We start from the raw sequence: 15,174 nt of genomic DNA, 5'->3' as shown, positions 1-15,174 counted from the left end.
GGTGTCTCAATGCGTTGCGCCGGCGGCGTTCGCCGCCGGTGCGGTTTGGCCGGGCGCGGCGGCGTTTTCCGGCAGATCCTCGAAGCCCAGCATCAGCGTGAGCGCGAACGACAGCACCACCGAGAGCGCCATCACCGCCACCACCCACACGATGCTCATCGGGTTGGCCGGATCGAAGAACTGCACGCTGGTGAACAGCCCGGGCGAGGCCATCGAATGGCTGGCCAACCCGCCGATGCCGGCGACCGCGCCGCAGACAAAGCCGCTGATCAGGCTGGCGACCAGCGGCCGTTTCAGGCGCACCGCCACGCCGTACAGCGCCGGTTCGGAAATCCCTGCCACGATGGCGGAGGCGGCGGCGGCCAGCGCGGTCTGGCGCAGCTCGCGGTTCTTGGTTTTCAGCGCCACCGCCAGCGAAGCGCCGCCCAGCGACAGGTTGGCGCCGATCTCCGAAGGCATCACCATGCCCTCTTTGCCGGTCTCGGCGATGGTCTGGATGATGGTCGGGGTGAACACCCGATGCATGCCGGTGATCACCAGCAGCGGCCAAATCGCTCCCATGATGGCCACGGAAAGCCAGCCCAGGTAGCCGTGCACGGTGTAGACCAGCGCCGAAATGCCGCTGCCGATCCAGATGCCGAGCGGGCCGATAAGCAGAATGGCGATCGGCGCGGCGATCAGCACGATCAGCATCGGCTTGAGGAAGTTCTTGGTCACCGCCGGGGTGATGCGATCCACCCCGCGTTCGATGTGCGACAGGATCCAGGTCATCACCAGCGCCGGGATCACCGTGTAGGTGTATTTCACCGCCGTCACCGGGATGAAGGCGAATTCCACCGCCTGGCCCTGCGCCGCCTTGGCCATCAGATCGATAAAGTTGGGATGCACCAGCACCCCGGCAATGGCGATCGCCAATGACATGTTGGTTTTGAACTTCAGCGCCGCCGAGGCGGCGACCATCACCGGCAGGAAGAAGAACGCGCCGTCGCCGATCACGTTGAGGATGACGAGGGTCGAGGAGCCTTTCTCGAATACCCCGGCCATATCCAGGATCATCGCCAGCAGCTTCACCATCGAGCCGCCGATGATGGCGGGGATCAGGGGCGACATGGTGCCCACCAGCGCGTCGAGAATGCCAGCGCCGATGCCCTTCAGGGTGAGCTTGCGTTTCACCGGGGCGGCGGGGGCCGCCGCGCCCGGCATGCCGAGCGCCAGCACCGCCTGATAGGCCTTGGCCACCTCGTTGCCGATGATCACCTGGCACTGCTCGCCGCTGTGCACCACGCCCAGCACGCCGTCGATGGCCTTCAGCGCCGGCGTGTCGATCCGCGCTTTGTCTTTCACCACGAATCTCAGGCGGGTCATGCAGTGGGTCACGGCCTCGATATTGCCCGCGCCGCCCAGGGCGGCCACGATGGTGTGCGAGATCTCTGCGTAGTTCTTCGGCATGGCGTGTCGTCTCTCAGATAGCAATTCGGATAGCCCAAAGGCGAATATTTACTGCCTGGGCGATCCGTCGTTCCATCCGTATGAAACGCCCATAAGAAACCGGTTTCACAAAATCATGTATTGGCTTTTTGTGGTTGGCAAGAACTAGGATTTTTGGCGTTTCGTTTTCGTGATCTGGATCGTTAGAGGTAAGTGCGCACCGGCGCGCAGGGGCGCGAAAGCGTTCCAAACGCCGGGCGTCTTGGGTAGACTGCGCTGAACCCATGGATTTTGGCGGCGCACAGATGGCAACGATACTCGAGGTGGCGAAAAAGGCCGGCGTTTCAAAGGCGACGGTGTCGCGCGTTTTGTCCGGCAGCGGCTATGTCAGCGAGGAGAAACGCGCGTTGGTGGATAAAGCCATCGCGGAAACCGGCTATCGGCCCAACCTGCTGGCGCGCAGCCTGGCGACCAACACCACCCAAACCCTCGGCCTGGTGGTCACCAACACCCTCTACAGCGGCAACTATTTCAGCGAACTGATGGCGCAGTCGGCGCGCATCATGGAGGCGAACGGCCGCCAACTGATCCTGGCGGACGGCAAGCACACCGCCGAAGAGGAGCGGGCCGCCATTCAGTTTTTGCTGGATCTGCGCTGCGACGGGGTGATCATCTATCCGCGTTTTCTGTCGATCGCGGAAATGGACGAGATCGTCTCCCAACACCGCCAGCCGATTCTGGTGATCAACCGGCGGCTGCGGCTGAACGACAGCTACTGCATCTTCAGCGATCAGCACGCCGCCGGCGCGGCGGCGGTGGCGCACCTGATCGCGCGCGGCCATCGAGACATCGCCTTTATCACCGGCTCGCTCGATTCCCCCACCGGGCTGGAGCGGCTTTCCGGCTATAAGTCCGCGCTGGCGCAGCAGGGCATTGCGGTTAACGAGGCGTTGATCGTCGAAGGAAAATGGAACGCGCAAAGCGGCGTGGCGGCGGTCGATGCGCTGCTGGCCGGCGGGCAGCCGTTCAGCGCCATCGTCGCCGGCAACGACGAAATGGCCATCGGCGCGATGAAGCGGCTGGCGGAGCGCGGCGTGGCGGTGCCGGAGGCGGTATCGGTCATCGGCTTCGACGACATCCCGCTGGCGCCCTATACCGTGCCGTCGCTGTCGAGCATGAAGATGCCGGTCACCGAGATGATCCAGGAGACCATCAACCGATTGCTGTCGATGCTGGACGGCGGCGAGCTCAGCAAGCGCCCCAGCTTCCCGGCCAGCCTGATCGAGCGCGAGTCGGTGGCGGCGGGGCCATATTGGGGAAAGGCATAAGCGCGTACCCGTCTTTTTCAGGCGCTACAACGCTTGAATCCGCCTCTTCGACAAAGCAAAAATCCCCAGCGCGCTGCACAATGCCAGGGCGCTGGCGGCTGCCGTGGATAGCGCGAACTCGCGTGTGTAGGGCAGCAGCAGGCCAACCGCAGAGATGCTGCCCAACAGCAGGCTAAAGAACAGCGCTTTTTTACGATAGGGCGCCTTTAGGTTGAGATAGGCGGCGACGGCGCAGACGATAAGCGTGCCACCGACGACGACCAACAGCGGCAGGATGATGAGCGCCCCGGCGAGGAGATTGGACAGCTCAACGTCCTCCACGCCGGCGTAAGAGACAATAAGAAACATGATGCCGATGGCTAACACCGTGCTCAGTTTGATGACGATATAGGCGCTCGCGCACAGGTTAAGCGCCTTTAATCCTACTATCATCACGTTGTTTGCCATCGTTCATCCTTGAGTTTGCTGGATATAGGCCGTGTTGGCCTGGGGAATGGTTTATCTTACCCCAACCCCCCAATCCGCTCCCGAATCTCCTCCTCCGGCAGATCCACCCCGATAAACACCAGCGTGCTCTTGCGCTCTTCCTCAGGCAGCCATTCCCGATCCCAGTCGGCGTTATACAGCCGCTGCACCCCCTGGAACAGCAGGCGGCGCGGCTCGTCTTCGATAGACAGAATGCCTTTGTAGCGCAGCAGGTTGTCGGCGTATTCCAGCAGCAGGCCTTCCATCACGTCGGAGATTTGCATCAGCGGCAGCGGGCGTTCCAGCGTCACGACAATTGAGCGGATGTCGCTCTGCGGCTGCGGGATGCGGCGGAACAGCGGGGTGGCTGGCGTCAGGTTCAGCTTGTCGTTCAGCGTGAAGCCTTCGATGTCGAACAGCACGTTCAGATCGATATCGCCGTGCGTCACCTTGTAGACCGGCGCGCGGGCGTTCATCCGCTGCAGCCGCTGGATCAGCGCCTCGCAGTCCGGCGCCACGTCGGTTTTGGTCAACAGGATGCGGTCGGCGTAGCCCACCTGCGCCTGGGCGATGCTGAACTGGCTCAGCTGCTGCTCGGCGTGCGCCGCGTCCACCAGGGTGATGATGCCGTCCAGCAGGAAGCGCTCGCACAGGATCTCGTGCGAGAAAAAGGTCTGGGTAATCGGGCCGGGATCGGCCATGCCGGTGCATTCGATGATCAGCCGATCGAACGCCAGCTGGCCGCTGTCGACGCCGTCAAGCAAATCCAGCAGCGCGTCCGCCAGTTCGTTGGACTTGCTGCAGCAGATGCAGCCGTTGCTCAACGTGGTGATGCGACTGGCGCGATCGCCAATCAGCGCGTCGTCGATCGGCACTTCGCCGAACTCGTTCTCGATGACCGCGATCTTATAGCCGTGTTCGGCGTTCAGGATGTGGCGCAGCAGGGTGGTTTTGCCGGCGCCCAAAAAGCCGGTCAGGATGGTGACTGCGATGGGTTTCATACGGATCCTTGTGACTGCGGGTTAACAGCAGCGCATGCCGCCTTTGCCGTCGCCGCCGTAGCGCGCTTGCTGGCGCTCGCGGAAAAATTCTTTATAGGTCATCACCGGCTTGTCCGGGTGGTTGTCTTTCATGTGCTGGACGTAGGTATCGTAGTCAGGCACGCCCACCAACATGCGCGCCGCCTGCCCGAGATACTTCCCCGCCTGGCCGAGATTTCCGAACATAAACCTTCTCCAACTTTACCCTGCATCACTACAGCGCTTGCTTAAGCCTGATATTAGGGGAAGCCGGGGGATGGGGTTCCCGCAGGGATGCCCCACCTCCGGGTCGCCCCGGGTATCTCGATTGCATCGCGCCGCACGCCTGGCATCTTGCGATACGCAGGCCGTGCGGCTTTGGGTACTACTTAACGTTTATTATGCAGGGTATCCGTTAAATCACATCAATGCTGGGTCGAAACTTTGACCTCCCCCTCAGTTACGCCGTCGGCGGGCGCGGCCTGCGGCACCGGCACGTAAGGCGTTTCCTGATCGGTGCGTTTCGGGTTCTTGTGCGCCGCCATCGCGGTTTTCACCCCGTAGAAGATGATGCTGTACACCACCAGCAGGAACAGAATGCTCAGCCCGGCGTTGGTGTAGTTGTTCACCACGATGTGGTTCATGTTGGCGATCTGCTGGGCGCTCAGCTCGGCGCCGCCCTCGGCGATTTTGCGTTTGTATTCGCCGGCCAGGAAGAAGAAGCCTTCCAGCTGCGGGTTATCGCTGAACAGCTTCAGGCCCAGCGCGTAGGTGGTGCAGATTAGCAGCCACACCGCCGGCAGCACGGTCACCCAGATGTATTGGGTGCGCTTCATCTTAATCAGCACCACGGTGCCCAGCACCAGCGCCACGGCGGCCAGCATCTGGTTGGATATGCCGAATAGCGGCCACAGGCTCTTCACGCCGCCGAGCGGATCCACCACGCCCTGATACAGCAGGTAGCCCCACAGCCCGACGCAGCCGGCGGTGCCGATGATGCCGGCCACCAGCGAGTCGGTTTTCTTCAGGAACGGCACGAAGTTGCCCAGCAGATCCTGCAGCATAAAGCGGCCGGAACGGGTGCCGGCGTCCAGCGCGGTCAGGATGAACAGCGCCTCGAACAGAATGCCGAAGTGATACCAGAAGCCCATGTTGGCGCCCGGAATGATCTGGTGGAACACGTGGGCGATGCCCACCGCCAGCGTTGGCGCGCCGCCGGCGCGGTTCAGCACCGAAGGTTCGCCGATGTCGGTGGCGGTCTGCAGGATCTGTTCCGGGCTGATGACGAAGCCCCAGGAGCTGACCGCCGCCGCCGCGTGCACGGTCACGTCCTTCAGCGAAGCCATGATCATCGGCGCGTCTTCGGTGCCCAGGCGGTGCAGATCCGGCATGGTGATGCCCAGCGCCGCCGGCGGGGTGTTCATGGCGAAGTACAGGCCCGGCTCGATGATGGAAGCCGCCACCAGCGCCATGATGGCGACGAAGGACTCCATCAGCATCGCGCCGTAGCCGATAAAGCGCGCGTCGGTCTCATTGGCCAGCAGCTTCGGCGTGGTGCCGGAAGCGATCAGCGCGTGGAAGCCGGAGACCGCGCCGCAGGCGATGGTGATGAACAGGAACGGGAACAAGGTGCCTTTCCACACCGGGCCGGTGCCGTCGACGAACTGGGTCACCGCCGGCATTTTCAGCTCGGGGTTGAGGATCACGATGCCGATCGCCAGCCCGACGATCACCCCGATTTTCAGGAAGGTGGCCAGGTAGTCGCGCGGCGCCAGGATCAGCCACACCGGCAGCAGAGCGGAGACGAACGCGTAGCCGATCAGCGTGAAGGTGATGGTGGTGTCTTTAAAGGTCAGCGCCGGGCCCCAGTACGGGTCGTGCGCCACCACGCCGCCGAACCAGATGGCGGCCACCAGCAGCACGATGCCGATGATTGACACTTCACCCACGCGGCCGGGGCGCAGGTAGCGCATGTAGATGCCCATAAACAGCGCGATCGGCACGGTGGAGCAGACGGTGAACACGCCCCACGGGCTTTCCGCCAGCGCTTTCACCACGATCAGCGCCAGCACCGCCAGGATGATGATCATGATCAGGAAGCAGCCGAACAGCGCGATGGTGCCCGGTATCGGCCCCATCTCTTTTTTGATGATCTCACCGAGCGAGGCGCCGTTGCGGCGCGAGGAGATGAACAGCACCATAAAGTCCTGCACCGCCCCCGCCAGCACTACGCCGCCCAGCAGCCAGAGCGTGCCGGGCAGGTAGCCGACCTGCGCGGCCAGCACCGGCCCCACCAGCGGCCCGGCGCCGGCGATGGCGGCGAAGTGGTGGCCGAACAGCACGTTCTTGTTGGTCGGCACGTAGTTGAGGCCGTCGTTGTTGACCACCGCCGGGGTGGCACGGCCGGCGTCCAGCTTCATCACCCTGGTGGCGATGTACAGGCTGTAGTAGCGGTAGGCCACCAGATACACCGCCACCGAAGCGACGACGATCCACAGCGCGCTGATGTGTTCGCCGCGGCGCAGCGCCACCACGCCGAGGCAGGCTGCGCCGAGTATCCCCAGCAGCATCCACGGAATGTGCTTTAAAATCCCCTCTCGTTTCATGAGGTATCCTTAATTCCAGTCTGCAAAATATGAATGAACTCATCCGCTTGTAAGAGATGTCAGAGTGGCGCGGTGAGCCGTAGCGTCTTTCCCGAGGTAAGGCGGGTTTAGGAACAGCTCATCATCGCCGGGGGTTAGGGGGGAAGACAGGCGTATTTCGGTCAGCGGTCAGATCCGCCGGGTGAACGGTTGGATTGGCGGGGTGAGCGGTTTGTTGCATAACCAACAGCCGCCCGTCAGCCGCTGTTGCCAATGCAGCACCCGCCCGCACCCGTCGGCTTTAAACGCCCGGTTTTTCAGCCAGATGCCTTAACGTGGCGATTGGCACGCATCCTGCTATCGGTTTTATAACCAAAACAAGGTTTTCAATATTTGGAAATCAATAATGGTTATATGCGCGCCGCATAACGGCGCCGACGGTCAGAGGGAGAGAAGCATGTCAGCAGCAAACCACTCGCAGCAGCCGATTCAGTTCGCCTACTGGGTGCCGAACGTTTCCGGCGGCCTGGTGATCAGCAATATCCCGCAGCGCACCGGTTGGGACATCGGTTATAACCGCAAGCTGGCGCAGATCGCCGAGCGCGCCGGTTTCGACTACGCGCTTACCCAGATCCGCTTCACCGCCGGTTACGGCGCGGAGAACCAGCACGAGTCGGTGTCGTTCTCACAGGCCCTGCTGGACGCCACCGAAAAGCTGAAAGTGATCGCCGCACTGCTGCCGGGGCCGTGGAACCCCACGCTGGCGGCCAAACAGATCGCCACCATCAGCCATCTTTCCAACGCGCGCATCGCGGTGAACATTGTCAGCGGCTGGTTCCGCGGCGAGTTCAAGGCCATCGGCGAGCCGTGGCTGGATCATGAGGAGCGCTACCTGCGCTCGGAAGAGTTTATCCGCTGCCTGCGCGGCATCTGGACTGAGCCCAGTTTCACCTTCGCCGGCGATTTCTACCGTTTCCGCGACTACTCGCTGAAGCCGAAGCCGCTGGCGCCGTTGCCGGAAATTTTCCAGGGCGGCAGCTCACGCGCGGCGCGCGACATGGCGGCGCGGGTCTCGGACTGGTATTTCACCAACGGCAACAGCGTGGAGGGCATTCGCCGGCAGGTGGAGGACATCCAGAGCAAGGCGCAGGCCAATCACCATCGGGTGAAGGTGGGGGTGAACGGTTTTGTCATCGCCCGCGAGAGCGAACAGGCGGCGCAGGCGGTGCTGCAGGAGATCATCGATCACGCCAACCCGGAGGCGGTGCAGGGCTTCGGGCACGAGGTGAAGAACGCCGGGGCGGCCTCGCCCGAGGGCGAGGGCAACTGGGCCAAGTCCACCTTCGAAGACTTGGTGCAGTATAACGACGGCTTTAAAACCAACCTGATCGGCACGCCGCAGCAGATCGCCGAGCGCATCATCGCGTTGAAAGACGCCGGGGTGGATCTGCTGTTGCTGGCGTTTCTGCACTTCCAGGAAGAGGTGGAGTACTTCGGCCGTGAAGTGATCCCGCTGGTGCGCGAACTGGAGCGCCAGCGGGCGGCGGCCTGAGCGTTCAACCCGTTTGCAGGGTTTGCAGCAGGTGGATAAAGGCGGCGCTGAGCGGCGGCGTGGCCGGCTCATGGCGGGTAAAGACATAAAAGCGCGCGCTGATGTCGATCCCCTGCGTCGGGATTTTCTGCAGGTGCAGCTGCGGGGCGTAGTGCGCGACGACCCGATCGCTCAGCAGCGCGATATAGCCCTGCTGCCTGACCAGGCACCAGGTCGCCAGAAAGGAGTCGGTCTCGACGATCTGGCCGTGCGGCGTGTAACGCTCGGCGATCTCGCGGATGGCGGCGTGCCCCACCGAGCAGGAGCGCGGCACCACCCATTTGGCTTCGGCCGGCGGCTGCCCGGCGGCGGTCAGGTCGCCCCCTTGATAGAGCGAGAAGCGCTCGCTCTTCAGCGCCTGCATGGCCAGATCGGCGCCGCCCGCCGCGCCGTTCAGGCTGCTGACCGCCAAATCCAGCTCGCAGTTTCTCAGCCGGGCGAGCAGGCCTTCCGGGCCGTCTTCCACCACCGTCACCCGGGTATGCGGGTAGCGGCGGTTGAAGCCTTCGAGCACCTGGGGCAGGTAGCACAGCAGCGGATCGACGCTCATTCCCACCCGCAGGCGCTTCTCGCCGCCGGCGCTCATGCCGCGCAGCTCGTCAAACGCGCTGAGCAACTGATTGGTGGCGGCGTCTATCCGCCGGTAAAACAGCTCGCCGACCGCCGTCAGGCGCACGCCGCGGTTGCTGCGCTCCAGCAACCGCGCGCCGATGGACATTTCCAGCTCTTTGAGCACCCGGCTGAGCGTGGGTTGCGAGACGGCCAGTTTTTTCGCGGCATCGTGCAAACTTCCGCAGTGAACGATGTCTTTGAACATCGTCAGATGAGCCAGTTTTGGCATGGTTTTCATGGTGGATCTCCCTGGAAGTGAAAGGCATTAGCCGGAGCCGGCGATGCGGCTGTAATAGGCCTGTTTCATCATGCTGTCGTTCAGCAGTTTATTGATGGTCTGGTCGAGCACCGGCGTGGTGACGGAGGCCGGCATCAGCGTGGCGGTGATCTCCACGTCGTCGTCGCCAAAGGGTTCGATATCCAGATGCGAGATAAAGCAGTTTTCTCCTTGCAGCACCTGTTTGAATTTGGCCAGCGCTTCACGCTGCTCATGCTCGAAGGCAATGACGCAAATCTGGTAGGTGGATTCGCCGTTAACGTCATTGAAGGGCTGTTTGTTGACCATATTGACCAGAGGGCGCAGCAGGGTGTTGGCGGCGAGCACGAACAGCGTGGCGGCCAGCGCATCGCCGTACAGGCCGCAGCCGGCGCAGGCGCCGACCGCCGCGGAGCCCCAGAGCGTGGCGGCGGTGTTCAGGCCGCGGATGTTCATCCCTTCTTTCATGATGGCCCCGGCGCCGAGAAAGCCGACGCCGGAGACCACGTAGGAGATGACGCGCACCGCGCCGCCGCTGCCGTCGATGGTCATGGCCAGGTGGACGAAGATCGCCGCGCTGGTGGCCACCAGCGTATTGGTACGCAGCCCGGCGGTGCGCTGGCGGAATTGTCTTTCATAGCCGATGGCGGCGCCCAGGACGGACGCGGTCAGCAGCGTCAGCAGTGTATGAATGAAATGCATGATAATAACTCGATGTATTATCCGCTTATCATGAGCCACCCGTGGCGGGGTGACTCTTGATAAACAGGTAGTTAAGTTGGCGGGATCCGTCCCGCCAGGCCAGGGCGGCGCTCAGTGCGCGGCGGCGATCTGCCGGCTGAGCGTCTCGCTGATTTTGTCCGTCAGCGGCTGCATCCCCTCGCGGGTGCGCGTCTCGCGGCGCTGCGCGATGTGATAGCAGCCGTCGAGGGTGCCGGCGCCCAGCAGGAGGATGCGATCAGACATCATCACCGCTTCCTCTACGCTGTGGGTCACCAGCACGATGGAGCGGGTTTTGATCTGGCGCGTGCTCCAGATGCGCAGCAGATCGCTGCGCAGGTGTTCGCCGGTATAGACGTCCAGCGCGGAAAACGGCTCATCCAGCAACAGCAGCATCGGTTCTACCGCCAGCGCGCGCGCAAAGCCGACCCGCTGGCGCATGCCGCCGGAAAGCTCGCGCGGGTAGGCGTCGCGGTAGGGCGCGAGCCCGACCAGATTGAGCATTTTCTGCGTCTGGGTTTCGACCACCTGCGGCGGCAGATCCTGCGCCTGCAGCCCGAAGGCGATATTTTGGTAGACGTTCAGCCACGGGAAAATGGCGAAGGTCTGGAACACCATGTTGATCTGCGGATTCGGCCCCGAGACTTTTTTATCCCCCAGCATCACGGTGCCCAGATCCGGCGCGATCAGGCCGGAAAGTATGCGCAGCAGGGTGGACTTGCCCGAGCCGGACTGCCCCAAAATGCTGACGACCTCGTTGTCGTAAAGGCGCACGTTGATTTCATTCAGCACCAGGCGTTTTTCTTTACCGGTAGGCTGAACGCTTTTGCTGACGTTATTAACCGTCAGTAGCGTGGTTTTTTTTACCATCATGATGTTTCTCCACTCAATTAAAAATATGAGCATGGAAAAATGGCCGATAGTTATCGCCGCGCAGGGGTAAAATAAATGCGAGCGCAAATAAGCCTGAGCGTTATCGGACTGTTAATAAGCGTATGCTGGAAGGATTAGCCTGTCAGGCGCGCCGGAGCGGCGTGCGCGGAGGCCATGCGCTGAAGGGGTAAAGCGAAGGGATGTGGTAACTGACGCATATCCTGACACTTTCAGGATGCAATGGGATGACTATTGCTCCTGTGACCTCAGCGATTCCAACAATAAAATAAACAACCAACTGTCGCCGTCCATATCATTTCCCCGTTATTTTTCGTGTGGCCATAATACGCGTGATATTGCCTGTGATTCAATGTGGTTAGGCGGAATTATCGCGGCAAAATGTAATTTAATATGAATGCGGGAAAGTTTTTCTTTATTTATTAAACGGGGCGTCAACGAAAATCATGAGAATGAATATAGGCGCTATTTTATAGAAATATAAACCTGAATTAAACGAGAGAATAACAGGGCGGGCGCGAGACAAATAATGAACCGGCCGCAGCGCGCTGCGGCCGGTATCGGGTCAGAACTGATACATGATGCCGGTTTCGACAATGTCGTCGGCGCCGGCGCCGACGGCGTTCTGCCGTTGCAGCAGGTTGAGCTTGTACTCCACGTAGGTCGACATATTGGCGTTGAAGCTGTAGTTCAGCGCCAGATCCAGGTATTTGACCAGATCGGCGTCGCCAATGCCGGGCAGGTTACGGCCGCGCGTTTGCAGGTAGGCCACCGAGGGCGTGACGCCGGAATCGAAGTGATACTGCGCGACCGCCTCGACGGCGTCCGCGCGGGGGGCGAAGCCGGCGTAGCGATCGCCGTCGACATAGGTCATGTTTTCGGTGCGCGCATAGCTGGCCGCCAGGTAGAGGTTGTCCAGATCGTATTTCAGCCCCAGCGTCCAGGCCCGGGCGCGATCGCCGTCGGCCAGGCCGAAGCGCTGCTGCGCCAGGGTGCGCGCAGAGTTGGCGTAGGCGGCGCCAAAGTTTAGCCCCGCGCCGGTGTCGTAGGTGGCGGAAAAGGCGTAGCCATCGCCGTTTTGCGTCTGAATATCCTTCGCCCGCAGAGCGTCGTCCCCCCGATTCTTCCCCTGATATTGCAGGCCGAGATCCAGACCGTCCAACAGCCCGCCCAGGCTGCGGTTGTGGTAGGTCAGCAGGCCGTTGGCGCGGCCGGTCATAAAGTTGTCGGCCGCTTCGTAGCTGTCGTTGCCGAATTCGGGCAGCACGTCCGTCCAGCCGGCCACGTCATACAGCAGACCGTAGTTGCGGCCGTAGTCCAGGCTGCCCCAGCGGCCGAACGTCAGCCCGGCGAAGCCCAGCCGGGTATAGCTATTGCCCGGCCCGGCGCTTTCCGGCTGATCGAGCCCCGCCTGATATTCCCATTGGCCATACCCTGTCAGCCCGTCGGCGATCTGCGTCTCGCCTTTGAAACCGAAACGGGTGTAGGAGCGATCGCCGTTATTGTCGGCATCGCTGCTGAAGTAATGCACCCCGTTCAGTTGGCCGTAGAGATCCAGTTTATTGCCGTCTTTGTTGACGATTTCTGCCCCGGCGGCGGCTGCCGGTATCAGGATGACCAGCGCCATCAGTAAGCTTTTATGTTTCATTTCACGACCCTGAGTTAACGAAAATGCGGCCTTATCCGGCCGGTTGCGCCTGCGCGATTTTTTTGTACAGGCAGCTGCGGATCCGATCGGTGAGGTGCCGCAGGCTGTCCCGGTTGCGCGCCGCGCGGGGAATATTGATGCTGAATTCGTCATCGATCCGTTTGCTGGTCGCGTCCAGGATCAGCACCCGATCGGACATCAGCACCGCCTCTTCGACGTCGTGCGTTACCATCACCATGGCGCGCGTGCGCAGCCGGTTGTCTCCCCACAGCGCCAGCAGATCGCTGCGCAGTTTTTGCGCGGTAAAGATATCGAGGGCGGAGAAGGGCTCGTCCAGCAGCAAGACATCGGGCTCTACCGCCAACGCCCGGGCGAAGCCCACCCGTTGGCGCATGCCGCCCGACAGCTCGCGCGGCCAGGCGTGCTCATAGCCGCTCAGCCCCACCAGGCGCAGCAGCGCCTCCAGCCGTTCGGCGATCGTCTGCGGCGGCAGCTTTTGCGCCAGCAGGCCGAAGGCGATGTTGTCGTACACCGTCAGCCAGGGGTAGAGCGCGTAGGATTGAAACACCATGCCGGCGTTGGCGCTCGGGCCGCAGACCGGTTTGCCCGCCAGGGTGAGCGTGCCGCTGTCCGGCGGGATCAGCCCGGCCAGCATGCGCAGCAGCGTGGACTTGCCCGAACCGGATTGCCCCAGAATGGTGACGAACTCGCCGGCGTGCACGGTCAGCGACACGTCGCGCAGCACGGGGGTGGGGCGCTTGTTTTCGCCGATAAACGTTTTGTTCAACCGACGGGCGCTGATAATCACGTCTTGAGTCAGCATGTTGTTCCCCCTTGATCAGTCATATTTGAATTTGGTTTCCGCGATGCGATACAGCGGTTGCCAGACGAAGATGATGCACAGCGCCACCAGCGCGCACATCGCGGCGCAGCCCAGTGCGGACTCCGGGTTCTTGCCGGCGTCGGTGACGACGGAAATGAACGCGCCCAGCCCGGTGGCGCTGAGGGTGGTGCTGCCCCACTGGATCACTTCGGCGGCGATGGCGCTGTTCCAGGCGCCGCCGGCGGCGGAGATGATGCCAGTCACGATGTAGGGGAAGATCGCCGGCAGCATGTAGTAGCGCCACCAGCGGAAACGGCGCAGCCCGAAGGTTTCGCTGACTTCGGTGATCTGCGTCGGAATGGCGGAAACGCCGGCGATCACGTTGAACAACACGTACCACTGGGTGCCCAGCATGATCATCGGAATGGCCCACCAGCCGAGATCCTGATGATAAATGGCGATGAAGGCGGCGATCAGCGGGTAGAAAATGTTGGGCGGAATGGCCGCCAGGATCTGGATGATCGGCTGGAAGATCTTCACCAGGCGCGGATTCAGGCCGATCCACACCCCCAGCGGCGTGAAGATCGCCACGCTGAGCAGCATGGCCGCGGCCACGCGCGCGGTGGTGAGCAGCATCCACTCCGGCAGCATGGCGAAGTACTGTTTGGGGAAGTATTCCCACAGCCGGTAACCGAACCAGACGCAGGCCAGCACCACGCCGAGATACCACAGGCTGCGCCACAGCCAATTGCCTTTGGCGGCGAGGCGAAACAGGCGGTGCAGGCCGAGGGCGTACCACAGCCGCGGCAGCTTGAACAGCCACAGATCAGCCAGCGCGCGCAGCGTGCGGCCGAGCGCCGCGCCGACGTGCGAAAAGGCCAGACTGTTGTAGAACCACGGATTGCCGAGCGCCCGATTGGCGGTAACGTCTTCGTATTTGAAGCGGGCGGTGTAACGCACCAGCGGGCGGAAAACCAGCTGATCGAGCAGCACGATGTTGGCGGCCAGCGCGACGATCGCATACAGGATCGCCGGCACGTTCTGCTGCGCCAGCGCTTCGGCGATATAGGAGCCGACGCCGGGCAGTTCGACCGAGCGATCGCCGACCGGAATGGCTTCGGAGGCCACCAGGGCGAACCAGGCGGCGGATTGCGACACCATGGCGTTCCACAGCAGGCCCGGCACCGAATAGATGAATTCCAGCCGCCAGAAGCGTTGCCACGGGTTGTAATTGAAGCTGCGGGCGGCTTCGTCCAGCTCCTTGGGCACGATGCGCAGCGTCTGATACAGCGTCAGCATCATGTTCCAGGCCTGGCCGGTAAACACCGCGAAGATGGCGGTGCACTCCAGCCCCATCACGCTGTGCGGGTAGAGGTTGAGAAAGTACACGGTCGTGAAGGTCAGGAACCCCACCAGCGGCACCGACTCCATAAAGTTGACGAAGGGCAGGATCACCCGGCGCAGCGGCGCATAGCGCGCGGCCAGCACGGCGAACACCACAGAAAACAGCAGCGACCAGGCCATGCCGAGGAGAAAGCGCATGCTGGTTCTGAGCGAATAATAAAGCAGGTTCCAGGCATCGAGACTAATGGCAGAGACATTTTGTTCATTGAAGTCGCCGTGCATGTCGCCCCACGCGCGAATAAAAAAGGCAATGAAGAAAACGCCGATGGCGATAACGATAAAGTCATTTAAATAAGACTTTCTGAAAACAGATGTACCCCGGTTATTTTGCATAACGCAATACCTTATTTTTCCCATAAGAAATCCGTCGGCGCTCGGGTAATAGGCCCGGCGACATCAGATAA

General features: G+C 61.9%; 13 protein-coding genes. 2 read left to right on the top strand and 11 right to left on the bottom strand.

What is annotated here, in order from left to right:
• Positions 1 to 6 precede the first annotated feature (6 nt).
• A complete protein-coding gene (gene ascF, locus ACJ8M3_RS15480) occupies positions 7 to 1,449 on the bottom strand; it encodes a PTS cellobiose/arbutin/salicin transporter subunit IIBC (protein WP_046688154.1) in 1,443 nt (480 codons plus the stop codon).
• 284 nt (positions 1,450 to 1,733) lie between these two features.
• On the opposite strand from ascF, the gene ACJ8M3_RS15475 reads away from it, so the two are divergent.
• Complete coding sequence (locus ACJ8M3_RS15475) at positions 1,734 to 2,756, top strand: LacI family DNA-binding transcriptional regulator (RefSeq protein WP_145957743.1); 1,023 nt, start codon at positions 1,734 to 1,736, stop codon at positions 2,754 to 2,756.
• 24 nt (positions 2,757 to 2,780) lie between these two features.
• Here ACJ8M3_RS15475 and ACJ8M3_RS15470 read toward each other — a convergent pair whose 3' ends face one another.
• The 4 genes from ACJ8M3_RS15470 to ACJ8M3_RS15455 all read right to left on the bottom strand — a co-directional run bounded on the left by ACJ8M3_RS15470 (position 2,781) and on the right by ACJ8M3_RS15455 (position 6,846).
• Positions 2,781 to 3,203, bottom strand: a complete 423-nt coding sequence (locus tag ACJ8M3_RS15470; protein WP_033641718.1) for a hypothetical protein — start codon at positions 3,201 to 3,203, stop codon at positions 2,781 to 2,783.
• 56 nt (positions 3,204 to 3,259) lie between these two features.
• On the bottom strand, positions 3,260 to 4,222 hold the full coding sequence (gene yjiA, locus ACJ8M3_RS15465) for a GTPase (RefSeq protein WP_089197633.1): 963 nt from the start codon (positions 4,220 to 4,222) through the stop codon (positions 3,260 to 3,262).
• A 21-nt stretch (positions 4,223 to 4,243) separates the two neighbouring features.
• On the bottom strand, positions 4,244 to 4,447 hold the full coding sequence (locus ACJ8M3_RS15460) for a YbdD/YjiX family protein (protein ID WP_004953088.1): 204 nt from the start codon (positions 4,445 to 4,447) through the stop codon (positions 4,244 to 4,246).
• 218 nt (positions 4,448 to 4,665) lie between these two features.
• Positions 4,666 to 6,846, bottom strand: coding sequence for a carbon starvation CstA family protein (locus ACJ8M3_RS15455; protein ID WP_033631682.1), 2,181 nt, complete (start codon positions 6,844 to 6,846; stop codon positions 4,666 to 4,668).
• A gap of 436 nt (positions 6,847 to 7,282) precedes the next feature.
• On the opposite strand from ACJ8M3_RS15455, the gene sfnG reads away from it, so the two are divergent.
• Positions 7,283 to 8,377 (top strand): dimethylsulfone monooxygenase SfnG, encoded by a 1,095-nt coding sequence (gene sfnG / locus ACJ8M3_RS15450; RefSeq protein ID WP_025305137.1) that lies wholly within the window; start codon positions 7,283 to 7,285, stop codon positions 8,375 to 8,377.
• Positions 8,378 to 8,381: 4 nt separating this feature from the next.
• Here sfnG and ACJ8M3_RS15445 read toward each other — a convergent pair whose 3' ends face one another.
• The 6 genes from ACJ8M3_RS15445 to ACJ8M3_RS15420 form a co-directional block, all read right to left on the bottom strand.
• Positions 8,382 to 9,266, bottom strand: coding sequence for a LysR family transcriptional regulator (locus tag ACJ8M3_RS15445; protein WP_033641720.1), 885 nt, complete (start codon positions 9,264 to 9,266; stop codon positions 8,382 to 8,384).
• A 27-nt stretch (positions 9,267 to 9,293) separates the two neighbouring features.
• Positions 9,294 to 9,986, bottom strand: a complete 693-nt coding sequence (locus ACJ8M3_RS15440; RefSeq protein WP_019453282.1) for an MgtC/SapB family protein — start codon at positions 9,984 to 9,986, stop codon at positions 9,294 to 9,296.
• Positions 9,987 to 10,097: 111 nt separating this feature from the next.
• Positions 10,098 to 10,877, bottom strand: coding sequence for an ABC transporter ATP-binding protein (locus tag ACJ8M3_RS15435; protein WP_089197634.1), 780 nt, complete (start codon positions 10,875 to 10,877; stop codon positions 10,098 to 10,100).
• 583 nt (positions 10,878 to 11,460) lie between these two features.
• Entirely contained in the window at positions 11,461 to 12,543 is a 1,083-nt protein-coding gene (locus ACJ8M3_RS15430; protein WP_089197635.1) for a porin, read from the bottom strand.
• Positions 12,544 to 12,574: 31 nt separating this feature from the next.
• Entirely contained in the window at positions 12,575 to 13,366 is a 792-nt protein-coding gene (locus tag ACJ8M3_RS15425; protein WP_033641723.1) for an ABC transporter ATP-binding protein, read from the bottom strand.
• A 15-nt stretch (positions 13,367 to 13,381) separates the two neighbouring features.
• Positions 13,382 to 15,103 (bottom strand): ABC transporter permease, encoded by a 1,722-nt coding sequence (locus ACJ8M3_RS15420; protein WP_033641724.1) that lies wholly within the window; start codon positions 15,101 to 15,103, stop codon positions 13,382 to 13,384.
• Positions 15,104 to 15,174 lie beyond the last annotated feature (71 nt).

It is taken from the genome of Serratia sp. CY55921 (assembly GCF_052167655.1).
In the GTDB taxonomy this organism is placed as follows: domain Bacteria; phylum Pseudomonadota; class Gammaproteobacteria; order Enterobacterales; family Enterobacteriaceae; genus Serratia; species Serratia ureilytica.
The sequence above is the reverse complement of the archived record's forward strand: the minus strand, read 5'-3'. Positions and strand labels throughout refer to the sequence as shown.